22 protein-coding genes are annotated in these 24,300 nt (G+C 68.3%); 5 read left to right on the top strand and 17 right to left on the bottom strand.

Going from position 1 to position 24,300, the window contains the following annotated elements:
- Positions 1-91: 91 nt before the first annotated feature.
- Entirely contained in the window at positions 92-796 is a 705-nt protein-coding gene (locus H7H34_RS17295) for a class I SAM-dependent methyltransferase (RefSeq protein ID WP_371811420.1), read from the bottom strand.
- Positions 783-1,916, bottom strand: coding sequence for a CaiB/BaiF CoA transferase family protein (locus H7H34_RS17290; protein WP_185925919.1), 1,134 nt, complete (start codon positions 1,914-1,916; stop codon positions 783-785). The genes H7H34_RS17295 and H7H34_RS17290 overlap by 14 nt, the downstream gene beginning before the upstream one ends.
- Before the next feature lie 242 nt (positions 1,917-2,158).
- Between H7H34_RS17290 and H7H34_RS17285 the strand changes: the two genes are divergently transcribed.
- Positions 2,159-2,998 carry an HpcH/HpaI aldolase/citrate lyase family protein gene (locus H7H34_RS17285; protein WP_185925918.1) on the top strand — a complete coding sequence of 280 codons (840 nt, stop codon included), beginning with the start codon at positions 2,159-2,161 and terminating at the stop codon, positions 2,996-2,998.
- A 102-nt stretch (positions 2,999-3,100) separates the two neighbouring features.
- On the opposite strand, the gene H7H34_RS17280 is transcribed toward H7H34_RS17285, so the two are convergent.
- The 8 genes from H7H34_RS17280 to H7H34_RS17245 form a co-directional block, all read right to left on the bottom strand.
- Positions 3,101-3,850: an SDR family oxidoreductase gene (locus tag H7H34_RS17280; RefSeq protein WP_097174792.1), complete on the bottom strand. Its 750-nt coding sequence runs from the start codon at positions 3,848-3,850 to the stop codon at positions 3,101-3,103.
- A 13-nt stretch (positions 3,851-3,863) separates the two neighbouring features.
- On the bottom strand, positions 3,864-5,318 hold the full coding sequence (locus H7H34_RS17275) for an aldehyde dehydrogenase family protein (RefSeq protein ID WP_185925917.1): 1,455 nt from the start codon (positions 5,316-5,318) through the stop codon (positions 3,864-3,866).
- Entirely contained in the window at positions 5,318-5,995 is a 678-nt protein-coding gene (locus H7H34_RS17270; RefSeq protein ID WP_185925916.1) for an ABC transporter ATP-binding protein, read from the bottom strand. Before H7H34_RS17270 ends, H7H34_RS17275 begins: the two co-directional genes overlap by 1 nt.
- On the bottom strand, positions 5,995-6,744 hold the full coding sequence (locus H7H34_RS17265; RefSeq protein ID WP_067219696.1) for an ABC transporter ATP-binding protein: 750 nt from the start codon (positions 6,742-6,744) through the stop codon (positions 5,995-5,997). Before H7H34_RS17265 ends, H7H34_RS17270 begins: the two co-directional genes overlap by 1 nt.
- A complete protein-coding gene (locus H7H34_RS17260; protein WP_185925915.1) occupies positions 6,741-7,694 on the bottom strand; it encodes a branched-chain amino acid ABC transporter permease in 954 nt (317 codons plus the stop codon). Before H7H34_RS17260 ends, H7H34_RS17265 begins: the two co-directional genes overlap by 4 nt.
- Positions 7,695-7,704: 10 nt before the next feature.
- The gene (locus H7H34_RS17255) at positions 7,705-8,610 is read right to left on the bottom strand and encodes a branched-chain amino acid ABC transporter permease (protein ID WP_185925914.1); all 906 of its coding nucleotides are present in this window, start codon (positions 8,608-8,610) and stop codon (positions 7,705-7,707) included.
- 165 nt (positions 8,611-8,775) lie between these two features.
- A complete protein-coding gene (locus H7H34_RS17250; protein WP_185925913.1) occupies positions 8,776-10,062 on the bottom strand; it encodes an ABC transporter substrate-binding protein in 1,287 nt (428 codons plus the stop codon).
- A gap of 62 nt (positions 10,063-10,124) precedes the next feature.
- On the bottom strand, positions 10,125-11,090 hold the full coding sequence (locus tag H7H34_RS17245; RefSeq protein WP_185925912.1) for a cyclase family protein: 966 nt from the start codon (positions 11,088-11,090) through the stop codon (positions 10,125-10,127).
- A gap of 273 nt (positions 11,091-11,363) precedes the next feature.
- On the opposite strand from H7H34_RS17245, the gene H7H34_RS17240 reads away from it, so the two are divergent.
- Together H7H34_RS17240 and H7H34_RS17235 are read left to right on the top strand one after the other, a co-directional pair.
- A complete protein-coding gene (locus H7H34_RS17240; protein WP_067219706.1) occupies positions 11,364-12,488 on the top strand; it encodes a zinc-binding dehydrogenase in 1,125 nt (374 codons plus the stop codon).
- 21 nt (positions 12,489-12,509) lie between these two features.
- Positions 12,510-13,448, top strand: a complete 939-nt coding sequence (locus H7H34_RS17235; protein ID WP_067219707.1) for a LysR family transcriptional regulator — start codon at positions 12,510-12,512, stop codon at positions 13,446-13,448.
- Positions 13,449-13,508: 60 nt separating this feature from the next.
- On the opposite strand, the gene H7H34_RS17230 is transcribed toward H7H34_RS17235, so the two are convergent.
- From H7H34_RS17230 to H7H34_RS17200, 7 genes are all read right to left on the bottom strand, one after another.
- Positions 13,509-14,345 (bottom strand): HTD2 family dehydratase, encoded by an 837-nt coding sequence (locus H7H34_RS17230; protein ID WP_185925911.1) that lies wholly within the window; start codon positions 14,343-14,345, stop codon positions 13,509-13,511.
- Positions 14,342-15,661, bottom strand: coding sequence for an MmgE/PrpD family protein (locus tag H7H34_RS17225; protein ID WP_185925910.1), 1,320 nt, complete (start codon positions 15,659-15,661; stop codon positions 14,342-14,344). The genes H7H34_RS17230 and H7H34_RS17225 overlap by 4 nt, the downstream gene beginning before the upstream one ends.
- A complete protein-coding gene (locus tag H7H34_RS17220; protein WP_067219714.1) occupies positions 15,658-16,839 on the bottom strand; it encodes an acyl-CoA dehydrogenase family protein in 1,182 nt (393 codons plus the stop codon). Before H7H34_RS17220 ends, H7H34_RS17225 begins: the two co-directional genes overlap by 4 nt.
- A 248-nt stretch (positions 16,840-17,087) precedes the next feature.
- Positions 17,088-18,149, bottom strand: a complete 1,062-nt coding sequence (locus H7H34_RS17215; protein ID WP_185925909.1) for an ABC transporter ATP-binding protein — start codon at positions 18,147-18,149, stop codon at positions 17,088-17,090.
- Entirely contained in the window at positions 18,149-20,320 is a 2,172-nt protein-coding gene (locus H7H34_RS17210; RefSeq protein ID WP_371811419.1) for an ABC transporter permease, read from the bottom strand. The genes H7H34_RS17215 and H7H34_RS17210 overlap by 1 nt, the downstream gene beginning before the upstream one ends.
- Positions 20,304-21,347 carry an ABC transporter substrate-binding protein gene (locus H7H34_RS17205; RefSeq protein ID WP_120269343.1) on the bottom strand — a complete coding sequence of 348 codons (1,044 nt, stop codon included), beginning with the start codon at positions 21,345-21,347 and terminating at the stop codon, positions 20,304-20,306. Before H7H34_RS17205 ends, H7H34_RS17210 begins: the two co-directional genes overlap by 17 nt.
- A gap of 101 nt (positions 21,348-21,448) precedes the next feature.
- A complete protein-coding gene (locus tag H7H34_RS17200) occupies positions 21,449-22,240 on the bottom strand; it encodes an inositol monophosphatase family protein (RefSeq protein WP_185925908.1) in 792 nt (263 codons plus the stop codon).
- Between H7H34_RS17200 and H7H34_RS17195 the strand changes: the two genes are divergently transcribed.
- Both H7H34_RS17195 and H7H34_RS17190 read left to right on the top strand, forming a co-directional pair.
- The gene (locus H7H34_RS17195; RefSeq protein WP_185925907.1) at positions 22,239-22,487 is read left to right on the top strand and encodes a hypothetical protein; all 249 of its coding nucleotides are present in this window, start codon (positions 22,239-22,241) and stop codon (positions 22,485-22,487) included. The two genes, H7H34_RS17200 and H7H34_RS17195, sit on opposite strands and share 2 nt — an antisense overlap.
- Positions 22,488-22,504: 17 nt before the next feature.
- Positions 22,505-24,235, top strand: a complete 1,731-nt coding sequence (locus H7H34_RS17190) for a Na/Pi cotransporter family protein (protein WP_185925906.1) — start codon at positions 22,505-22,507, stop codon at positions 24,233-24,235.
- Positions 24,236-24,300 lie beyond the last annotated feature (65 nt).

The raw sequence follows: 24,300 nt of genomic DNA, 5'->3' as shown, positions 1-24,300 counted from the left end.
GGCCGATACGGACCGGCCCCTGGGTGGGCCTTGCGAGTTAAGCACCGCACCGCAAAGCGGGCAAGCTGGCGAGACTTGCAAGGGGCGGACGTCAGCCGGCGGCCGGGTGCAGCTCGTAGAGCGTGAGCGGCTGGATCAGGCGAAAGCCCTTCTCGCTCGCCGTTGCATTGGCCTTGAACAGCGCGTCCAGCTCGCCGCGGCGCTCTTGCGCCACCGTCTTGCGCGCCGGGTCGACGGCCACGAGATAGTCGATGAACTCCTCCAGCGCGGCGAAGTCCGACAGGCGGTCGTAGGTGTCGTGCCGGGCGACGTGCCAGTTTCCGCTGGCGATGTCGGCATCGAGCGCGCGCAGTGCTGCGGCCCGGATCTCCGTCTCGTCCTCGACCGGGCGCATCACCTCGAAGAAGGTGCCGCGGGCGAGCGGCTCCACGACGATCAGTGCGCCGCCGTCCTTCAGCACGCGCCGGGTCTCGGCAAGCGCCTGGCGCATCACCGTTTCGGGCACGTGGTGCAGGGCGTTGAGGAAGATCGCGGCATCGAAGCTCCCGTCCGCGAAAGGCAAGGCCTCGGCGGTCGCTCGCTCGAACCGCGCATTCGGTACCGCCTTGCGGGCGGCTGCAACGGCGTCCTCGTCCGGGTCGATGCCGGTCATCTCAAAGCCCTTGGCGGCCAGCGAGCGCGACAGCGCGCCGTGGCCGCAGCCGATGTCCAGTACGTTGCGGGCCTTGCGGTCCTTCAGGATCTCCAGCAGCCGCTCGCCGGTCTGCGGGACGGGAAGCGCCTTAGGCGTCGACACGGGAGAACTCCGCGCGGACCCTGTCGGTATCGGCGCCGAGCGCCGGCACCGGGCCGAACTCCGGCGACTTGCCGTTGACCAGCGCGCCGGGGGCGAGCAGGCGCACCGGGCCGGTCGGCGTGTCGGTCTCCACATGGCGGTTTTGCGGGTGGCGGACCAGGTCGTCCATCGTGCTCACCCGGCCGAAGGCAATGCGGGCATCGCGCAGCCGGTCGGCCAGTGCATCGCGCGGATGGCCGGAGAACACCTCGTTGATGATCGCGTCCAGCTCGGCGCGGTGGGCGACGCGGCGCGAGTTGCTGGTGAAGCGGCTGTCGGTCGCAACCTCGGGGCGCTCCAGCACGTCGCGGCAGAAGTTGACCCACTCGCGCTCGTTCTGGATCGAGAACAGCACGTCCTTGCCGTCGCTTCCCGAATAGGCGCCATACGGGGCGATGGTCGGGTGGTTGAGGCCGTTGCGCTCCGGCTCCTTGCCGCCATAGGCGAACTGCAGGTAGGGCACGTTCATCCAGTCGGAGAGCGCATGGAACAGCGACACGGCGATATGCCGGCCCTCGCCGGTGCGCTCGCGGGCGAACAACGCCTGCAGCACGGCCTGATGCGCGGTCATGCCGGCGGCGATGTCGCAGACGGAGACGCCGACGCGCGCCGGGCCTTCCGCATTGCCGGTGATCGCCGACAGCCCGCTTTCCGCCTGGACCAGGAGGTCGTAGGCCTTCAGGTCGCGGAACGGGCCTTCGTCGCCATAACCGGAGATCGACACGGTGATCAGCCGCGGGTTCTCCTGGCGAAGCCGGTCGGGCGCGAAGCCGAGGCGGTCGATGGCGCCGGGTGCAAGGTTCTGGATGAAGACGTCGGCCTTGGCGATCATCGCCGCCAAGAGGGCGCGGTCGTCATCGTCGCGAAGGTCGAGGCAGACGGATTCCTTGCCGCGGTTGAGCCAGACGAAATAGGCGCTCTCGCCATGCACCAGATGATCGTAGGCGCGGGCGAAATCGCCCTCGGGCCGCTCCACCTTGATGACGCGCGCGCCGGCTTCCGCCAGCCGCCCGGACAGATAGGGCGCGGCCACCGCCTGCTCGACGGACACCACGAAGAGACCGGAAAGATCACCCTGCATTTTCAAAGCTTCTCCCTGTAAGTGGCGCCAGTATGCCCGAAGCGGGGCATCGGGAGTAATAGAGGGGAGCGCCCGCAGCTATTGCCGCAATCTATGCCCCGGCACTCATTCTGGCTCTGCCGCCCGCCTCCGCCATAGCCGCAATCAATGAGGGCGGGCGCAATTCGCTATTGGCACGCGGGCGCCGCTCGGGTTCTTTTGGGCGCCTGCACTTCTGACCAACCCATCTGGCGGACCCCATCATGACACATCCCAACGAGACGACCGAGAAGGTCGACCGCATCACCCTGCCGCTCTTCGTGCCCGGCGACCGGCCGGAGCGTTTCGCCAAGGCGGTCGCCGCTGGCGCCGATGCGGTTTTCGTCGATCTGGAGGACGCGGTGGCGCCGGACGCCAAGGAGGCCGCGCGCGCCGGTCTCGCCGAGGCGCTGGCCCCGCTGGTCGGCGCGGCGAGCATCCTGGTGCGCGTCAATGCCAGCGGCACGCCCTGGCACGCGGCGGACCTTGCCGCCTGCGCCGGCATTGCCGGCCTTGCCGGCGTCGTCCTGCCCAAGGCGGAGACGGCGGCCGATTGCGCCGGCGTTGCGGAGGCCACCGGCCTGCCGGTGATCGCCCTGGTGGAAAGCGCCCGCGGCCTTGCCAATGCGGGTGAGGTCGCCGGCGCCAGCGCCCGGATGGCCTTCGGCTCCATCGATCTTGCCGCCGATCTCGGCATGGCGCATGAGCGCGAGGTGCTGCGCCCGGCCCGCTTCGCGCTGGCGATGGCCGCGCGCCTTGCCGGCCAGTCCGGCCCCATCGACGGGGTGACGACCGCGCTCAAGGACGAGGACCTGATCACCTCCGACTGCCGCCATGCGGTGGAAATGGGATTTGCCGGCAAGCTGATCATCCATCCGGCGCAGATCGCCCCGGCGCGGCGGGGTTTCGCGCCGTCTGAGGCCGAGTGCGAGTGGGCGCAGCGGGTGCTTGCGGCCGTGGAAGGGGGCGCTGCGGCAGTCGCCGTCGACGGCGCGATGGTCGATGCGCCGGTGATCATCAAGGCCCGGCAGATCCTGGCGCGGGCGAGTTCCGCCGCCGGCTGATCCGGCCGGCTGTCCCTCGGGACTTGCGCAAAAAAAGACGCCCGTGCCATCGGCACGGGCGTTTTCAGTGGTTGGGGCAGGGGACCCCGGGCTGCCTTTTGTTCAGATGGTGCGGCCGCCATCGACCTCGAGGATGACGCCGGTGATGAAGTCGGCTTCGTCCGAGGCGAGGTAGAGCGCGGCATTGGCGATGTCGCGCGGCTGCGACAGGCGGCCGAGCGGGATGGTCGCCAGGAACTTCGCCCGGTTCTCCGGCGTGTCCGGCATGCCCATGAACTGCTCCAGCAGGCCGGTGACGCCCATCACCGGGGCGATGCCGTTGACGCGGATCTTGTCGGGCGCCAGCTCGACGGCAAGGCTGCGGGTCATCAGGTTCACCGCGCCCTTCGACGAGTTGTACCAGGTCAGGCCCGGGCGCGGACGGATGCCGGCGGTCGAGCCGACATTGATCATCACGCCGGCGCCCTGCTCGCGCCACACCGGCACGCAGGTCTTGGTCATGTGGAAGATCGACAGCACGTTGATGTCGTAGATCTTGCGGAAGGTCGCCTCGTCCGTCTCCATCAGCGGACGGTTCGGGTTGGTCCAGCCGGCATTGTTGACGACGATGTCGAGCGAGCCGAAGGCATCGCAGGTCTTCGCCACGGCCGCCGCCACGTCCTCGGCCTTGGAGACGTCGCACTTGATGGCGATGGCTGCATCGCCGAGCTCGGCGGCCACGGCCTTGGCGCCGTCCTCGTTCAGGTCGACGATCGCCACCTTGGCGCCTTCGCGCACATAGGTCTCGGCGATGCCCTTGCCGAAGCCGGAGGCAGCGCCCGTGACGAGAGTGGTCTTTCCTTGAAGTCGCATGTCTTTGCTGTCCTCAGCCGTGATTGTGGACGACGGTCTTGATGTGGGAGAACTCGTGCAGCGCCGCGAAGCCCTTCTCGCGGCCGTGGCCGGACTTGCGGATGCCGCCGAAGGGCAGTTCGATGCCGCCGCCCGCGCCGTAGCCGTTGATGAAGACCTGGCCGCAATGCATCGCCTTGGCCATGCGCTGCTGGCGGCCGCCGTCGCGGGTCCAGATGCCGGCGACAAGGCCGTATTCGGTGCCGTTGGCGATGCGGATCGCGTCCGCCTCGTCCTCGAAGGGAATGGCGCACAGCACGGGGCCGAACACTTCCTCCTGGGCGATCTTCGAGTTCGGGTCGCAGGGGCCGAACAGGGCCGCGGCGACGTAGTAGCCGCCTTCCGGCGAGCCCTTGGCCACCGTGCCGCGGGCGACCAGCGGCGCATCGGCCTCGGCGATATAGGTCTCCACCCGCTTCTTCTGGCGTGCGGAGATCAGCGGTCCGAGCACGGCATCCTCGCCGGAATCGGAGGCCGCGACCGCCTCGAAGCGGGTCTTCAGCTCGGCCATCACCTTGTCGTAGATGCCGCGCTGCAGCAGCACGCGCGAGCCGGCCGAGCAGGTCTGGCCGCCGTTCTGGATGATGGCGTTGACCAGCACCGGATAGACCGCGTCGAGATCGGCATCGTCGAAGATGATCTGCGGCGACTTGCCGCCGAGCTCCAGCGTGCAACCGATGAAGTTGCGCGCCGCTGCCGTCTGGATCAGCACGCCGACTTCCGGCGAGCCGGTGAAGGACAGGAAGTCGACCTGGCGGTGCTCGGACAGGGCCTTGCCGGCGACCTCGCCGCGGCCGGTGACGATGTTGATGGCTCCGGCCGGGAAGCCGACCTCCATCGCCAGCTCGCCGATGCGCAGCGCCGTCAGGCAGGCATCCTCGGCCGGCTTCAGAACGGTGGCATTGCCCATGGCCAGCGCCGGGGCGATCGAGCGGCCGAACATCTGCGCCGGGTAGTTCCACGGGATGATGTGGCCGGTGACGCCGTGCGGCTCGCGGAAGACCTGCACGTTGTAGCCGTTGAGGAAGGGAATGACCTCGCCATGCACCTTGTCGGCCGCGCCGCCGTAATATTCGAAGTAGCGGGCGGTGGCGATCATGTCGGCGCGCGACTGCTTGATCGGCTTGCCGTTGTCCATGGTCTCCAGCCGGGCAAGCGCCTCGGCTTCTTCCAGGATCCGGTTGCCGAGGCGGACCATCAGCCGGCCGCGCTCGGCCGCCGTCAGCTTCGACCAGGGACCGCCATCGAAGGCGGCGCGGGCGGCCATGACCGCGGCATCGACATCCTCGGGACCGCTGTCGGCGATCTTCGTGAAGACCTCGCCGTCGATCGGCGAGCGCACGTCCATCTCCTTGCCGGAAGCCGCCGGCACCCATGTCCCGTCGATCAGGTTGAGGGCGCGCGGCAGCGGCGCGTTGGTGGCAGTCATCAGTGTGTCCTTTCGTGCTCGAGCGAGCTTTCGGAGACTTCTCCGCGCTCGATCAGGAGCGTGCGGCCGGCAAAGCCGCGCAGCAGGGAGGGGTTGGATTCGGTGATGATCAGGGTCACCGTCCGGTCGGCGTCGCGCAGCGCCTTCAGCGCCTCGGCGTAGCGCAGCGCCAGTGCCGGGGCGAGGCCCTGGAACGGCTCGTCCAGCATGACGAGGCGCGTGCCCAGCATCAGGGCGCGGCCAAGCGCGACCATCTTGCCCTGGCCGCCGGAGACGTTGCCGGCCGGGCGGCCGGCCATGGTCTTCAGCTCCGGCAGGATGTCGTAGACCCGGTCGAGCCGGCGCTTGGTCTCGGCCGCATCCAGCTTGGCGACCTGCGCCGGCAGCAGGATGTTCTCCTCCACCGTGAAGGCAGAGAACAGGCGGCGGTCCTCCGGCGCGTAGCCGATGCCCAGGCCCGGACGCTTCGCCGGCAACAGGCCGGTGATGTCCTCACCCTCGAAGCGGATCGACCCGGTGACCGTGGTGAAGCCCATGATCGAGCGCAGGAAGGTGGTCTTTCCGGCGCCGTTGCGGCCGATCAGGGCAACGGTCTCGGCGGCGCCGACGGTGACGTCGAGATTGCGCAGGATCGGGATGATGCCGATCGAGGCGCCGACATTGCTCAGCTCCAGCATCACACGGCCTCCCCGATGACGTCGCGGATCACGTCGGGATGGCGCAGGATTTCCTCCGGCGATCCCTGCATCTGCAGCCGGCCGGCGGCCCACACGGCCACCTCGTCGGCGTAGCGCGAGACGATGCCCATGTCGTGCTCGACGAAGACGCTCGTCACCTTCGCCTCGGACAGGGCCTTGACCAGGATTTCCATGATCTTGAACTTCTCCGACGAGGCGACGCCAGAGGTCGGCTCGTCCATCAGCAGCAGTTTCGGCCGCAGGGCCAGCGCCACGGCGATGTCGACCAGCTTGCGCTGGCCTTCCGAGAGCTCCACCACCAGCCGGTCGGCGACATCGGCGCAGCCGACCATGTCGAGCAGGTGCAGCATCTCGGCCCGCTCGCGGATGCGGTGCAGGTCCTGCAGCGGATGGCGCAGCTGCTCGCGGGCGGCGGCCGAGATCAGCAGGTTCTCCAGCGCGGTGTGCTCGGTGAACAGCTGCGGGATCTGGAAGGCACGGGCTACGCCGAGCCGCACGATGCGGCGCGGCGGCAGCGGCGTGACGTCCTGGCCCTCGAAATAGACCTTGCCCTTGGTCGGCTTGATCCAGCCGGTGCAGATGTTCAGGAACGTCGTCTTGCCGGCGCCGTTCGGGCCGATGATCGCAAGGTTCTTGCCCCGCTCGATGGCGAGCGACACGTCGTCGGCAGCGACCACGCCGCCGAAGCTGATCTGCAGGTTTCGGGCTTCGAGAAGAATCTCGCTCATTCCGACCTCCCTTTGCCGGTCAGGCGGGCAAGCGCCGCGTCGTAGATGCCGATCACACCCTTGGGTGCGAACAGGATGATGACGAGCAGGAAGCCGCCGAGCACCATCTGCCACACGTCGCCGGCAAAGGCCGAGGCGTAGGTGCGGATGGTCTCGTAGATGACCGCGCCGACGAAGGCGCCGGCGACCGAGCCCGCACCGCCGAGCACGGCGATGAAGACCATCTCGCCCGAACGGATCCACCAGGCGAATTCCGGCGTCACGACACCCTGGACGATGCCCATGATGACGCCGCCGGTGCCGCACAGGGCCGCCGACAGGATGTAGCCGGACAGCAGCGCGCGCTGCGGCGAGACGCCGAGATATTGCAGGCGGGTCTCGTTGGTCTTGATGGTCTGGAAGATCTGGCCGGCGGGCGAGGCGAACCAGCGCATGGTGAACCAGCCGAGCAGGAGCACCAGGGCCACCGACAGGTAGAACATGATCAGCTCGAACGGACCGCGCTCCAGCGCCATGCCGAACACGGTCGGGCGCGGCAGGCGGATGCCGTCGGCGCCGCCCGTGTAGTGGTAGAACTTCTCCAGGATCGACCAGAAGATCATCGAGAAGGCAAGGTTCAGCATGCCGAAGAAGATGCCGCGGTAGCGCACCACGAACAGGCCGACGATGACGCCGGACAGCACCGCGCCGGCGACCGCGACGACGAGCACCAGAATGAGGTCCGCGCCGGGCATGGAGGCCGACAGGAAGGCGGCGGCATAGGCGGCAATGGCGAAGTAGAGCGCGTGGCCGAAGGACACCTGGCCGGCGCGCAGCAGCACCGTCACGCCGACGACGGCGATGCCCTTGGCGAGCGCCAGGTTCATCAGGAGTTGGAGCTGCGGCGCGGCAAAGGGGATCGCGGCGATGGCGAGCACGAGAAGGGCCGGAATGGCCAGACGAAAGGTCATCCGTTCCTCCTCAGATCTTGCGCGCGGTCGGGCTGCCGAACAGCCCTTCCGGGCGCACCAGCAGGACGACGAGCATGATGAGATAGGGGACGAGCACCGCCGTCTCGGGCCAGACATAGACCGCGAAGGAGCGGCCGAGGCCGATCAGCAGCGCGGTGAAGGCCGCGCCCTCGATCTGGCCGAGGCCTGCGGTCGCCACCACGGCGAAGGACAGCACGATCATGTCCGCGCCCATGCCCGGCAGGATCGAGGTGGTGGGCGAGGCCAGCGCGCCGCCGAGCCCGGCAAGGGCCGCGCCGACGATAAAGGTCACCAGGAACACCTTGTCGGCGTCGATGCCGATGGACTGGGCCGCCTCGCGGTCCTCGGTGGTCGCCAGGATCAGCTTGCCGAGGATGGTGTGGCGCAGGAAGAAGCGCAGGCCCACCAGCAGCGTCAGCGCCAGCAGCGGCAACAGGATCAGCTGGTAGACGGTGTAGTTGACGCCGAACACCTTCACCATGCCGAGCGCCTGCAGCGCCGAGGCCTGGAAATAGGGCTGGGTGCCCCAGACCAGCCGCTGCACGTCCTCCAGGATCATGAAGACGGCGAAGGTGACCAGCAGCTGGAGCACTTCCGGCTTGTTGTAGATCCGGCGCAGCAGCAGCCATTCGATCGGGCCGCCGAGCAGCACGCCGACCAGGACCGCCGAGACGATCATCAGCGGGAAGGCCAGCAGCGGCGCGAAACCGAGCGCCAGCACGTAGCCGGTGAGCGTGGCCGTCAGATACGCGCCGACCGCATAGAGCGAACCGTGCGCGACGTTGAGGATGCGCATCACGCCGAAGATCAGCGTGAGCCCCACGGCGACACTGAAGACGAGGGCCGCATAGGCGATGCCGTCGAACAGGGCCAGAAGGAAGATGGTGAGGTTCATGGTCGTCCATTCGGTCGATGGGCGGAACAGTCCGCAGGTCTTCTGCGGCGGCGTGTTCGGCAACCGCCCCGGACGGGGTGCCGTCCGGGGCGGGCCGGGAGGAAGGCCGGGGAGAGCGGACCCGGGCACGCCTGCCCAGATCCGCTCGTTCTGTCCCGGCGCTTCTTACTTCTCGTAGCTGTCGACCTTCACGCTCGCGGCGTATTCCGGCGTGAGCTTGCTGACCCATTCGACCGACTCCTGGCCGACCGGGGTGGTCAGTGCGGCGCCGTCGAAGATCATGATGTTTTCCAGCGTGGCGAAGGGGTATTCGCCGCTCTGGACGCTCATGCCGAGGAGCTGGGCCTCGATGCCCTGGTTGTCCTCGCGGATGGTGACCTCACGGCCGAGACCCTGGAAGGTCAGGCCCTCGAAGGCCGCGATGACCTCGTCCTCTTCCGGCCACTCGCCGCCCTTGGCCGCGATCGCCTTCTCGTAGGCCGCCTTCAGCGCGGCAAGCGCCTGCGACATGTGGAAGACCGGGTAGATCGCATGGGCGCCGGTCTTTTCCTCGAAGGCTGCCATGAACTCCTTGAAGTCCGCGTCGTCGCGACGGTCCGGATGCAGGAAGTAGTGGTCGCCGCGCGCGCCGACGATGTGGCCGGCCGGCAGGGTCGAGCCGAGACGCTCCAGGGAGCTTTCGGCCAGCGGGATGACGAAGGTCGAGGTGTTCATCAGGCCGCGCTGGGCCGCCTGCTGGATGAACGTGTCGAGGTCGCCGCCCCAGGAGGTCGACAGGATGACGTCGGGCTGCATCGCCTGCAGGCGGGAGATCTCGGTCGAGAAGTCGGCGGCGCCGAACTTGGGGAAGAACTCGCCGACCACCTCGACGTCCGGCTTCAGGGCCTTCAGCGCGGTGGAGAAGATCTGCCAGCTGTCACGGCCCCAGGCGTAGTCCTGGTTGACGACGGCGATGGTCTTGAAGTCCGGCTTCACCTTCAGCAGGTAGAGCACGGTGGCGAGCATTTCCGGCGTGGCATTGGCCTGGGTGCGGAAGACGTACTTGTAGTCGTTCTTCTCGAAGATCTGCTGGGTGCCGCAGTCCCACATCAGGTTCAGGACCTGGAGGTCCTCGGCCAGCGGGGCGAGCGTCTGGCAGTTGCCGGAGGAGATCGCGCCCATCATGGCATGCGCGCCGCCCTCGACCTGGCGGCGGAACTCGGTGGTCAGCGCCTCGGCGCCGGCACCCTCGTCGATGAAGGACAGGGCGACCGGCACGCCGCCGATGCCGCCTTCGGCGTTCAGCTTGCCGACGATGATCTCGGCGGCATCGCGCGCCGGCACGCCGAACACGGAGGCCGGGCCGGTGAGGAACGTGGTGACGCCGACCTTGAGCTCGGCCGGCTTCTCCGCCGCCAGCGCGGCGATCGGGGCAGCGAGGATCGCTGCCGTGGTGAGCAGGAATTTCCGCATGGTTTCACTCCCTTCGAGTAGCCGCGGGCGATTGCGTGCCGCCCGCGTGTCTGTTTGCCCGGTCAGCGGATCGCGATCGGGTTGATGATCATCTGTACCGCGCCCTTGAGGCGGGCCTGGCCGAGAACGAAGAGGAACTCGTACGCCTCGTCCTTCGCCAGTTCGCGGGTATCCATGTTCTCCAGGATGTAGATTCCGTTCTGCGGCTGCAGGATCTGGTGGGCGCGGAATGCCTCGCCCTCGACCTCGGCCGGAACGACCTCCATGCCCCAGGTGTCGGCGCCCACCGCCATCACGCCCAGCTCGGCGAGATATTCGGCGCCGCTGACGCCGAGGCCCGGTTCCGCCGCGCCGAAGCGCTTGGGATCCGCGTTCGGCCCGTCGAGCAGGTTCATCCAGTTGGAGTTGAACAGGACGACATCGCCCTCGCGCAGCTCGACTCCCTGCTGGGCGGCGGCGGCCTTGATGTCGTCGGCAGTGTAGGCCTTGCCTTCCTCGACCATGTCGACGCCGTAGAACTTGGCCATGTCGAGCAGCACGCCGCGGCCAACGAGGCCCGGCAGGTTGTGCAGGCCGAGTTCGGTCAGGCCCGCGGCCTTGGCGAAGTCGCCGGCCTTGTGGCCGTTGTAGTAGACATGGTCGATGCCGGCATGGCCGAGACCGTCGATCTGCGGGCCGATGCCGAGCCAGCCCATGAAGATGTCGTCGTTGTAGGTAAAGGCGTTTTCGCCCAGCCCGCTATTGGTGATCTGGTTGGGCTGGAGCACCGTCACGGACAGGCTGCGCGGCGGAAAGGCCGGCGTGTCGCTGCCCACGATCATGCCGAGGCTGTAGACCTTGCCGGTGGTGACGAGTTCGGCGGCGAGCTTGACGCGCTCCGGCGTCATCAGGTTCGCCGACCCGATCTGGTCGTCCTTGCCCCAGCGCGATTCCGTCCATTGGTGATTATGATTGTCGGCCTGGGCAAGGCTGGTGGCGACGACGAGCGCGAGCCCGGCGAGCGCCGCAGTGCAGTTGAAGACCCTCATGGCTTTCCTCCCAAAGCATGTGAGATGAAGAAGCCTAGGTATTGCCGACAGGGTGCACCAATAATTTGCTTGGTGCTCGGCTATTGCAAAAACCTATGACCGAAGCCGAAAAGCCATTTAAGCTCTGTCTTCACGCGTGTTTGCCGCTAGCATCCGCCCGACAGCGGGGTGCGACCCGTCGGCCGGGAGGGCTTCAGGGTGCACCATCGGGATGAAACGGGCAATGCCGCGCTTCGGCGGCGGCGGCAGGCCGACTAGCAAGAGGGTGGAGACATGAAGATCACGGCGGCGGTGCTGGAGCGGGGCGAGGTCAAGGGCAACTACGCTGCGGAGAAGCCGCTGACCGTGCGCGAGGTCGAGCTGGCGCCGCCAGGTCCCGGCGAGGTCCTGATCCGCATCGCGGCCGCCGGCGTTTGCCATTCCGACCTCTCGGTGATCAACGGCACCCGGCCGCGCCCGCTGCCGATGGTGCTCGGCCACGAGGCGTCCGGCTATGTCGAGGAGGTCGGCGCGGGCGTCGACGATCTTGCGCCCGGCGATCATGTCGTGTGCATCTTCGCGCCCGGCTGCGGCCGCTGCACCCCTTGCGCGGAAGGCCGGCCGGCCCTGTGCGAGAAGGCGGCCAAGCATCACGGCGTCGGCGAGCTGATGACCGGCCACCGCCGGCTGTCGATGGACGGGCGGCCCGTGCATCATCACGTCGGCATTTCCGCCTTTGCCAGCCATGCGGTCGTCGCGCGCCAGTCGCTGGTCAAGGTCGACCAGGACATCGCCCCGCACATCTCGACGCTGTTTTCCTGCGCCATGCTGACGGGCGCGGGCGCGGTGTTCAACACCGCCCATATCAAGCCGGGGGCCAAGGTCGCGGTGGTCGGCATCGGCGGTGTCGGCATGGCGGCGATCCTGGGCGCTGCGGCGGCCGGGGCCGGGCAGATCGTCGCCATCGACCCGTTCGAGAACAAGCTCGAGGTCGCCCGCCAGATGGGCGCGACCGATGCGGTCAAGGCGGGCGAGGGCGTCGTCGAAGCGGTGCGAGACCTCACCGGCGGCGGCGTCGACTACGCGTTCGAGCTGGCCGGCTCGGTGCGGGCGCTGGAGACCGCCTACGACATCACCCGGCGCGGCGGCACCACCGTCACCGCCGGCCTGCCGCATCCGGATTCGCGCATGGCGCTCAATGCGCTCAAGCTGGTTGCCGAGGAGCGCTCGCTGAAGGGCAGCTACATCGGCTCCTGCGTGCCGCAGCGCGACCTGCCGCGCATGTTCGCCCTGCATCGCCGCGGCCTGCTGCCGGTGGAAAAGATGCTGAGCCACCGGTTGCCGCTGGCCGACATCAACCTCGCCATGGACCGGCTGGAGGACGGATCGGCGATCCGTCAGGTGGTGGAGATCGGCTGAAAACCGGCTAATCTGCCTTCCATGGACATTCGTCACCTTCGCTACTTCATCGCCATTTCCGAGGCGCCGTCGCTCTCCGCGGCGGCGCAGGTCCTGGGCGTTGCCCAGCCGTCCCTGTCGCAATACGTCCAGCGCATGGAGCAGGAGCTCGGCGTGCAGCTGGTCGAGCGCTCGCCGCGTGGCACGGTGCTGACCGAAGAAGGGCACCTGCTGGTGCGCCATGCGCGCGAGATCTGCGCCAGCATGGAGCATTGCATCTCGGAGATGCGCGACCTTGGCGGCGGCATTCGCGGCAAGGTCGGCTTCGGCATGCCGCCGTCGGTGTCGATGGTGATGTCGGTGCCGCTGGCCGAGACCGTGCGGGTCGAGCTGCCGGATGTGCGGCTGCGCGCCATCGAGGCGATGAGCGGCTACATCAAGAGCTGGATCGAGGACGAGACGGTCGATATCGGCTTCATCTACGACCTGGAGAAGGTCGAGCATTTCCGCATCATCCATGTGCTGGACGAGCAGTTGTTCTTCTTCTCCGCGCCCGATACCTGGCCGCTCGACACCCCGCCCGGCGCGCCGGTGCCGATGCAGGCGCTGGAGAAGCTGGAGATGATCCTGCCCGGCGTCTCGCACGGGCTGCGCAAGACCATCGAGCGGCACGCGGCGGCCTGCGACGTCAATCTCAACGTCGTCATCGAGATGGACGCGATGACCCAGATCAAGGAACTGGTGGCGCGCGGCTCCGGCCACACGATCTTCGCCCCCGCCGCCGTCCACGATTTCGTCGCCCGGGGCGAGCTGCTCAAGGCGCCCATCGTCGAGCCGACGATCTCGCGCCCGGTCTATCTGGTCAGCAAACCCTCCCGCTCGACGAGCCGGGCCTGCCGGGCCGTCGAGCAGATCACGCTGGAGGTCGCGCGCGACCTGGTGCGCCGCGGCATCTGGGAAGGCAACCTGATCGAGAGCTAGCCCTCGGCAATGCTCCAAAACTCGCTCCGGCGCGCCAGACGGCCGCCGGGGGTGAGTTGCCTAGGCTTTCGCGGTGGCCTGCATGGTGACGACCCCATCCTCGTCGCGCCGCACGCGCAGCTCCAGGGCGCCGTCCTCGCCCTCGCGCGCTTCGACGCTCACCGGCCGATTGCAGGTCAGCGGCGACAGGCCGCGATAGGTGAAGGCGCCCGGCAGCTTGCCGAGCAGCGAGGCGGCAAGGTTCTGCATCCAGATCGACTGCAGCGGCCCGTGCACCACCAGCCCGTCATAGCCTTCCACGCCGGTGGCGTAGGGCTGGTCGTAGTGGATGCGGTGGCCGTTGAAGGTCAGCGCCGAATAGCGGAACAGCAGCGTCGGCGTCGGCGTCACCTGCCAGCGCGCCAGCGCCTGCCAGTCCTCGCCCGGCTGCGGCCCCCGCTGTGGCATGGTGGCCGTGCCCGGCTTGGGGTCTTCGCGATAGACGATGTCGTGGCGCTCCACGACATGGGCCTCGCCCGCCACCTCGTAGACATGGTCCAGCGTGACGAAACCGAGCGGCCCGCTGCGGCCCTGCTTGAAGGTCACGTCGCGGATCGTCGTCACGCGGGTCACCTCGTCGCCGGGCGAAAAGGCCTTGCGGTATTCCAGGTGGCCGCCCGCCCACATGCGCCGGGGCAGGGGCAGTGCCGGCAGGAAGATGCCGGTGCGCGGATGGCCGTCGCGGCCGAGCTCCGCCGGCTCCACCACGTCGGGTGCCAGGCACCAGTGCACGCCGGCCGGCACGTCGGTCTGCCACAGCATGCCCGACAGGGTTGCCCGGTAGCGCTCCAGCAGCTCGCGGTCGAGCGCTTCGCTCACCCGCCTTTGCTTGCCGATCCAGTCCGCATAGTCGCTCATGCCCGTGCTCCCACCAGGGCGCCGAGATCGGCGGCCGTAAGCCGGTCGAGCTTTTCGACCGCCTGCCGCAGCCGTTCGCCTTCCTCGCCGAGCAGCGCCTTCGCCTTGGCGGTGAGCCCGGCGGAAAGCTCCGCCTCGCCGAGCCGGCGGGCAAGATCGTGCGAGAAGGCGATGCTGCGCCCGTCCTTCAGCCGGAGCAGGCCCTTGGCTTGCATGTCGCTCAAGGCCGGGTCGCCGTCCACGGTGATGCGCGGGGCAAAGGCGGCAAGACCGGCGTCGGTCGCCAGCGCGTCGGTATAGGTGTCGTCGCGCGCGGTATCGCGGTCCTCCAGCACCATGCCGGCCAGCCAGTTGTAGCTGAACTTGACCTCCAGCCCGGTGCGCGGCGCCTTGATGTCGCAGACCGACAGCCAGCGCGGGTTGGTGTGCAGCACCATCGCCTCGACATCGCCGATGCCGAGGCCTTCCTGCCCACGCACCGTGCGCAGCGCCTCGATCATCGCATGGGTGCCGTGGCAGCAGGCATGCAGCTTGTACTTGATGTCCTCGAACAGGAACGTCTCCGGCGGCGGCGACTGCCAGGCAGCGTCCGGATCGGGCTTGTCGGAATGGGTGGGGATGAAGCCTTGCGCGTTCATCAGCCCGTCGTCGGCGGAGGTGAAGCCGAGGGCCGCGAGCCTTGCGCATTCCACGCCATTGGCGGCGGCGATGCCCGCATTGTACGGCTTGCCCATCGTGCCGAACTGCGACTTGAGGCCGGAGGCGCGGGTAGCGCACAGGCCGATGGCGACGCGCATCTGGTCGCGGGTCAGGCCGAAGAGGCGCCCGGCGGCGATCGCCGCGCCGAAGGCGCCGGCTGTCGCCGTCTGGTGGAAGCCGCGATTGTAGTGGACGGACCCCAGCGCCATGCCGATACGCACCGAGGCTTCCGCGCCGACGAGGAAGGCCTCGACCACGGCGCGGGCGCTGGCGCCGACCGTCTCGCCGGCGGCAAGGGCGGCCGGATAGATGCCGACGGAGGTGTGGCCGATATGGCCGAAATGGGTGTCGTCGTAGTCGAGTGCGTGGCTCGTTGCGCCGTTGACCAGCGCGGCCATGCGCGCCGGGGCGGGCGCGCCGCCGAACACCGAGGCCGTGCCGCGACCGCCTTCCTCGTCCGCAAGCTGGCGCAGCTTGCCCGCCAGCGGCTCATCGATGCCGGCCCGTCCGCAGACCAGCCAGTCGAACAGCGAGAAGCGGGCCATGGCGAGCGCGCCGGCCGGCAACTCGCCGGCGGGCATCATGGCAAGGTCGAGGATGCGGTCGATCAGCGTCATGCCTTGGGGGCCCCGTAGGATTTCGGCAGGCCGAGCACCTGCTCGGCGATGAAGCACAGGATCAGGTTGGTGGAGATCGGCGCCACCTGGTACAGCCGCGCCTCGCGGAACTTGCGCTCCACGTCGTATTCCTCGGCGAAGCCGAAGCCGCCATGGGTCTGCAAACAGGCCTCGGCCGCTTCCCAGCTGGCGTCGGCGGCCAGCATCTTGGCGCTGTTGGCCTCCACGCCCGGATTGTGGCCGGCATCGTACATGGCGGCGGCGCGGTAGACGATGGCCTCGGCCGCCATCATGTGCGCATAGGCGCGGGCGAGGGGGAACTGCACGCCCTGGTTCTGGCCGATCGGGGCGCCGAAGATCACCCGCTCCTTGGCGTAATTGGAGCCCTTCTCGATGAACCACTTGGCATCGCCGATGCACTCGGCGGCGATCAGGATGCGCTCGGAGTTCATGCCGGACAGGATGTAGCGGAAGCCCTTGCCTTCCTCGCCGATCAGGCTGGAGGCGGGGATGCGCGCGTTGTCGAAGAAGATCTCCGTCGTCGCGTGGTTGATCATCGTGCGGATCGGGCGGATCTCGACGCCGTTGCCCTTGAGCTCGCGCAGGTCGATGAGGAACACCGACAGTCCGTCGGTCTTCGACTTCACCTGGTCGCGCGGCGTCGTGCGGGCCAGCAGCACCATCAGGTCGGAGTGCTCGGCGCGGGAGATCCAGATCTTCTGTCCGTTGACGATGTAGTCGTCGCCGTCGCGCCGCGCGGTCGTCTTCAGTGCCAGCGTGTCGGTGCCGCTGGTCGGCTCGGTCACGCCGAAGGCCTGCAGGCGCAGCGTGCCGTCGGCGATGCCGGGCAGGTATTGCTGCTTCTGCTCGGGGCTGCCGTGCCGCAGCACCGTGCCCATCGTGTACATCTGCGCGTGGCAGGCGGCGGCGTTGCAGCCGTTGCGGTGGATCTCTTCCAGGATCACGGCGGAAGCCGACAGGTTCAGGCCCGACCCGCCGTATTCCTCCGGGATCATTGCGGCGAGATAGCCCTCGCGGATCAGGGCGTCGACGAAGTCCTTGGGATAGGCGCGGCGCGCGTCGAGGTCGCGCCAGTACTCGCCGGGGAACTCGGCGCAGACCTTGGCGACACCGTCGCGAATGGCACTGTATTCGGCTGTCGGATCGAAGGCGTTCATGGTTTTCCCTGAGAACTCGAGCGGGCCGCGGCACGCGGGCCGGCCCCTGAAATTGGCTGGCCGCAAAATCGCAGGTCCGGCGGCCGGCTGGAAATATCTTTGCATGCACGGAGCTATTGCGCAGCCCTATAGCCCGTGCGGCGCCGTGGCAGCCGGGGCATGGGGGCGGACGCCTGCCATCCACCGGTCATGTCGCGGGCGCGGCGGGGTTTTTCCCCACGCCTGCGGATCGGGCGGAGCCGGTCCGGCTATTGCGGAATGACCGCGATGCCGTGCCCCTTGGGCAGCAGGCGCACCGCGGCGCCCACCCCGACCTCGTCGCCATCGGCGGGGGCGGTGATGAAGAGCTCGCCGAGCGGCGTCTTGATCTCGTATTCCATGTGCTTGCCGAGATAGCTTGCGGTCCTGACCGTTCCGGTCAGCCCGCCGGCATCGCCCGCCTGAAGCGGCGCCAGGCGCAGTGCGTCGGGCCGCACGGCGATCTTCACCGGACCGGGGGCGAGGCCGCGCGCTGGTGCCTCGACGCTGGCGCCGGCCATGTCGAGCACCGCCGTCTCGCCGGCAATGCTGGTGATGGTGCCGTCGACCACATTGGCATCGCCGATGAAGTCGGCGACGAAGAGGTTCGCCGGGGCGTTCCACAGATCGCGCGGGGTCGCCTTCTGGGCGATGCGGGCATTGGACATGACGATGACCTCGTCGGAGACGGCCAGCGCCTCCTCCTGGTCGTGGGTGACATAGACCACCGTCAGGCCGAGATCCTTCTGCAGGGCGCGGATGTCCTCGCGCACCTGGCGGCGCAGCCGCGCGTCGAGGTTCGACAGCGGTTCGTCGAACAGCAGGATCGAGGGTTCGAGCACCAGCGCGCGGGCGACGGCGACGCGTTGCTGCTGGCCGCCGGACAGTTCCGACGGCAGCCGGCTCTCGAAGCCGGACAGGCCCAGGAGCTTCAGCTTCTTGTGCGCCATCTCGGCCGCCTGCGCCTTGCCGATGCCGGACGAGCGCGGGCCGTACATGACATTGTCCAGCACGTTCATATGCGGGAACAGCGCATAGGACTGGAACACCATGGTGACGTCGCGCTCGGCCGCCGACAGATGCGTCACGTCCTTGTCGTCGATCAGGATCTTCCCCTCGCTCGCCAGCTCCAGCCCGGCGATCATGCGCAAGGTGGTGGTCTTGCCGCAGCCGGAGGGGCCGAGCAGCGTGGTCAGCGATCCGGCCTCGCAGCGGAACGAGACGTCGTCGACGGCGGTCACCGCGCCGTAGCGCTTGGTGACGCCGATGAAGTCGAGGCTTGCCGGTCCCATCAGTGTCCCCCTGCGGCGATGGTTTCGCTGCCGCGCCGGCCCAGCCGTGCCTCGCCGACGAGGAGGCGGATTATCGCGATGGCAGCGATCATGAAGACGATCATGAAGGCGCAGTAGGAGATGGCGAGCGAGTACTCGCCGGCCTCCACCCGGCCGACGATATAGGCGGTCGCCATGTTGTAGCGCGCCGTGACGAGGAAGATGATCGCCGAGACCGCCGTCATCGCATGGACGAAGGAGAAGATCAGCGTCGCGACGATGGCCGGCTTCATCAGGGGCAGTACCACGGTCATCAGCGTGCGCCCCGTGCTGGCGCGCAGGGTGGCCGAGGCCTCGTCGAGCGAGGGATCGATCTGCGACAGCGCGGCGATGCCCGCCCGCACGCCGACCGGCATGTTGCGGAAGACGAAGCAGGCGATGAGGATGAAGCCGGTGCCGGTAATCTCCACCGGCGGCACGTTGAAGGCGAGGATATAGGCGACGCCGATCACCGTGCCGGGAATGGCGAAGGACAGCATGGTCAGGAATTCCAGAGACCTGCGTCCGCGGAACTTCTGGCGCGCCAGCACATAGGCGGTCAGGAGGCCGATGATCGCCGTCAGCGGGGCGGCGGCGGCCGAGACCAGCACCGTGGTCCAGAAGCTGTCCCAGGCCGAGCCTGCCCAGAACAGGCCGTTGTCGGTCCATTCCACCAGGAAGCCGGTGCGCAGGTGATCGAGCGTCGGCGTCATGTCGAAGCGGCCGATATCCTTCACGAAGCCGCCGATCAGCACGATCGAATAGACCGCGATGGTCAGGCCGATCCACGGAATGATGATGCTCCACAGGCCGGCGGGCAGGCCCTTGGGCAGGGCGGCCGGTACGCCGCTGTCGCCCTTGCCCGACACGGTGACGAAGGAGGCGTTGGCGAGCAGGCGCATCTGCACCAGGAAGGCGGCGAGCGTGAAGGCGAGCAGCACCATGGCCAGCACTGCGGCGCGGCCCGGCTCGTGCTGGGCGCCGACGACGGCGAAGAAGATCTTGGTCGACAGCACCTCGAAATTGCCGCCGAGCACGAGCGGGTTGCCGAAGTCGGCAAGGCTCTCGACGAAGGCCAGCAGATAGGTGTTGGCAATGGCCGGCAGCAGCAGCGGCAGCGTCACGGTCAGGAGAATGCGGGTGCGGGTGGCGCGCAGGGTCTGCGCGGCCTCTTCCAGCGTCGGCGACAGGGCCTTCAGCGAGCCGACCAGGATCAGGAAGGACAGGGGCACCTGCGACAGGACCTGCGCCAGCAACACGCCGGGCAGGCCGTAGAGCCAGCGCGAGCGGGGAATGCCGAACCAGTCCCACAGGGCGGTGGTGATGAGGCCGGTGCGCCCGAACAGAACGATCAGCGCAAGGCCGATGACGAAGGGCGGCGTGATGATCGGCAGGATGGCGAGCGCGTCGAAGGCGCGCGGGAAGCGCACATTGGTGCGCACCGCGATCAGGGCAAGGCCGAGCGCCAGCGTTGTCGAGAAGAAGGCGGCGAGAACGCCGAGAATGACGGTGTTGGGCGCAACGCCGCAGCGGGCCGTCGACCACAGGCAGGCGAGCGACCAGATATCGCCCTGCAGCAGCCGGTCGAGGAAGACGGCGGCGCGCGCCTCGCTTTCTCCGTGGAAGGCCTCGGACAGCATCCGCAGCACCGGCCAGAACACGAACATCACCACCAGCGCGCCGATGGTGATGACGCTGACCGAGACGAAGCGGTCGTTGCGGAAGGCGCCGAAGCGGGCTATGGCGCCGGCGACGAGCGCGACCAGGGCAAGGGCGAGAATGCCCGCGCCCGGGCCGATGGCGCGGCCGACCTCGGTTCCGGCGAAGCCGATCCCGACGGCCAAGGCCGGGAAGAAGCCGGCGAGGATCATCGCGAGGAGCGCCAGCGTGCCGCCGATCGCCCCTGCAAGGGCGCTTGCGCGCTGGGCCCCGGCAAGGCTCGCGCCGGCCGCAAGGACCAGCGCCAGACAGCCGAGCGCGGGCGCCACATGGCCGGAGGCAAGCGCTCCGGCCAGGCGGGTTCCGTCGTCGGCATGGTAGGCCAGCACCGCCGGGCCGATCAGCCCGGCAGCGGCCAGGATCACCGGAAAACGGTCGATCATCGCGATGCTGTCGCTGTCGGGGACGGTGCGCGCCTTACTTCGGCGCGGCACCGACCTCCGCATCCCACTTGGTCAGCAGGCGGGTGCGTTCGGCCGACGAGCCGTATTTGGCGAAGTCGTAGTCGATCAGCTTGACCGACGACAGGTCCGGGGCCTGCTCGGGAGCCTTGGCGCCCTTGTTGGACGGCACCTGGAACGAGTTCGCCGACGCGCCGATTTCCTGCGCGGCCGGGGTCAGCGCCCAGTCGTACCACTTCTTGGCGTTGTCCATGTTCGGGGCGCCCTTGATGATCGACATGGAGCCGATCTCGTAGCCGGTGCCCTCGCACGGGGACACCACCTTGATCGGGGCGCCCTGGACGACCTGGGTGACGCCGTCGTGCTGGAAGGTGATGCCGATCAGCGTCTCGCCGGTGGCGGCGGCACGCGCCGGCGCGGCGCCCGACTTGGTGTACTGGTTGATGTTCTTGTGCAGGGCCTTCATGTACTCGAAGGCCTTGTCCTCGCCCATCAGCTGCACCAGCGTCGCGACCATCGTGTAGGACGTGCCGGACGAGTTCGGGTTGGCGACCTGCACCTCGTCGCGGAACTCCTCGCGCAGGAGATCCGACCAGCAGCTCGGCTCCGGCGCGCCGGTGGAGGCCAGCATTTCGGTGTTGAACGAGTAGCCGAGCGCGCCGGCATAGATGCCGACGGTCTTGTGGCCCGACTGCTCGGCCTGGGACACGGCCCAGGGCTGCAGCTGGTCCAGCATCGGCGACTTGTATTCGACCGTCAGGCCCTCCTCGGCGGCCTGCAGATGCGGATCGCCGGTGCCGCCCCACCACACGTCGCCGCGCGGGTTGGCCGCTTCCGCCTTGACCTGTGCCAGCGTCTCGCCGGACGACTTGCGGGTCATGTTGACCTTGATGCCGGTCTCGCGCTCGAAGGCCTGGACCATCGGGCGGCACCACTCCTCCTGGACGGAGCAGTAGACGGTGAGCTCGCCGGAGGCCGATGCGGGCACCGCCCACATCAGTCCGGACAGGCCAAGGGCGGCGCTTGACGCAAGCACCTGCAGGCTGACGTTGATCTTCATGGTTCTCCTCCCATTACGATGCATCATTGCAAAGCTGTGCATTCGTTGGCTCAGCTTGAACGGCGCAGGGCCGGTCGTCAATCTCCTGTCTTAGCGGAAGGTTACAGGGGCAGGCCGGTGACGCGGGCTGCCTCGTCGGCAACGCCGGGGGCCGCGACGACGATCGGATTGCCGCGCGTCCAGTCGCCGCTGAAGAAGTTGCTGACGCGGGCGCCCGCCTCGCTGGCAATGACCACGCCGGCGGCCACGTCCCAGGAGTTGATGTGGCCTTCCAGATAGCCGTCGCTGCGTCCGCAGGCGACGGAGGCAAGGCCCATCGCGCCGGAAGCGGAGCGCTTGACGTTGGCGCCGGCCTCGAACAGGGCGCGGACATTGTCGATATAGCTGGCGACCGGCAGGCGCGGCGACCAACCGTGCTCCAGCGTGGCACGGGTGATCGTGTCGGTGGCGGCGACCTGGATCGGCTTGCCGTTCAGCGTGGCGCCGTGGCCGCGGCGGGCAAGGAAGGTCTCGCCGAGCGCGGGCGCGGCGATGCAGCCGAGCTCCGGCGTACCGTCGAGCAGGAAGCCGATGGAAATGCACCAGGTGTTGTCGCCATGGGCGAAATTGGCGGTGCCGTCGATGGGGTCGACGATCCACATGCGCTCGCTCACCTCGCCGCCGCCTTCCTCGCCCAGCACGCTGTCCTGCGGGAAGACCTCGGTGATGCGCGAGCGGATCAGCGCTTCCACGGCCCCATCGGCCTCGGTAAGCCAGTCCTGGGCGCCTTTCAGGGAGATCGCCATGGCGTCGCGGTTCTCGAAATACCGCATTGCCAGGGCCGCGGCTTCCGCGGCAAGTCCCTGAAGAGCAAGAAAACGCAACGTCACTTCCGGGTTGGCGGATCCGCTCATGCTTTCCTCTTACTTAGCCGACAAATATCTGTCATCATTGTTTTTCCACGTATTCGGCCGATGGAAAAGCGATTTCCTCGGCACGTTGCCGCCATTTTTCCCTGTCAGAATCATCAATCTGGCCGGAAAATTGGAGGCAGGACACCGGATCATGGCGCCGGCGCCAATAGCAATCGGCGATTGCTGCTCCCGGGACAAGAGCCCGAAAAGCGGCATCGGCCATTGCGACGAGAGCCGGCGCGACTAGAGGACGACAGAACGATGATGAGTGCGAGTGCGGTCTTCGTGCAGCTGATCGGCGGCGTGGCGCTGCTGATCTGGGCCGTGCGGATGGTACGCACCGGGGTGGTGCGGGCTTTCGGCTCCTCCCTCAGGGCGGTTCTTGCGTCGGCGACGCGCAACCGGGCGATGGCCGCGATGGCCGGCGCCGGCGTCACCGTGTTGATGCAGAGCGCGACGGCGACGGCGATGCTGCTGACCTCCTTCTCGCGCAGCGGCCTGGTGCCGCTCGCCATGGCGCTGGCCGTGGTGCTGGGCGCGGATGTCGGCTCGGCCATCGCCGCGCAGATCCTGTCGCTCGACGTCTCCTATCTCTGGCCGGTCTTCGTCACCGCCGGTGTCTTCACCTTCCTGTCGATGGAGGCCGACCGGGCCCAGTGCATCGGCCGGGCGCTGATCGGCCTCGGCCTGCTCACCCTGTCGCTGCAGACCCTGCGGCTGACCGTGGTGCCGCTGACCGAATCCGAGACCTTCGGCCTCGTCCTCGCCGCCCTCGGCAGCGAGCCGATCCTGGCCGCGATCCTTGCCGCCGGCATCACCTGGGCCGCGCATTCCTCGCTTGCCGTCGTCCTCGTCATCGCCACCCTGGCGCTCACCGGGGCGGTGACGCCGACGCTGGCCATCGCCGCCGTGCTCGGCGCCAATGTCGGCGCGGCTGCCGCGCCGCTCTCCGCCAACTGGGGCGGGGCGCCGGAGACCAAGCGCGTGCCGCTCGGCAACATGCTGATGCGCGGTGCGGTGGCGGCGGTGCTGGTGCCGTTTTCCGGCGTGCTCGCCGACATCGCCACCAGCCACGGGCTGGTCGGCGCGCGGCTGACCGTCGATGCGCACCTTGCCTTCAACATCGTTGTCGCGCTGATCTTCATTCCGCTGGTCGGCCCGGTGTCGCGCCTGCTGGAGCGGCTGGTTCCCGCCGCGGCCCAGCCGGCCGATCCCAAGCGCCCGCGCTATCTCGGCAGCGCCGCCACCGACATGTCGTCCGAGGCGCTGGCCGCCGCCCATCGCGAGGCGCTGGCGCTGGGCGACCGGGTCGAGGCGATGCTGGTCAAGTCGATGGAGGCGCTGGAGACCGGCGATCCGAAGCTGATCCGCGAGATCCGCACGTCCGACGATGCGGTCGATGCGGTCAACGAGGCGATCAAGCTGCACCTGGTGCGCATGTCCCGCAAGGGCATGTCGGAGGAGGATTCGCGCCGCTTCATGGAGATCCTCTCCTTCACCACCAACCTGGAGCATATCGGCGACGTCATCGACAAGCAGCTGCTGGAACTGGCGGAGAAGAAGGGGCGCGGCAACCTCGCCTTCTCGTCGGAGGGCCTTGCGGACCTTCGCGCCTTCCATGCCCGGATCGCGTCGAACTTCGCCACCGCGCTCAATGTCTTCGCCACTGGCGATGCGGATCTGGCGCGTCGGCTCTTCGCCGAAAAGACCACTATCCGCGATCTGGAGCGCCACTATGCCGAGCGCCACTACGCCCGGCTGCGCGACGGGGTGAAGCTGTCGATGGAGACGACCTCGATCCACATGGACGTGCTGCGCGACCTGAAGCGCATCCATGGCCATTTCGTTGTCGTCGCCCAGCCGATCCTGGAGGCCTGCGGCGAGCTTTCGGACACGCGCCTGCGCGCCTCGGCGCCTGCGCCGACGCCGGGTGGTCGCGAGACGAAGCCCGAAGAGTTCCGCGACACGAGCACCAGCGGCGCCCAGCCCGCCTGACGGCTCCGCTTTTCCCGAATTTCGGCCAGGACGGCCGCGCGGTTCCTCGCGCGGCCGTTTTGCAT

Source organism: Stappia sp. 28M-7, assembly GCF_014252955.1.
In the GTDB taxonomy this organism is placed as follows: Bacteria; Pseudomonadota; Alphaproteobacteria; order Rhizobiales; family Stappiaceae; genus Stappia.
Note: the sequence above shows the minus strand (reverse complement) of the source record. Positions and strands in the feature narration are given on the sequence as shown.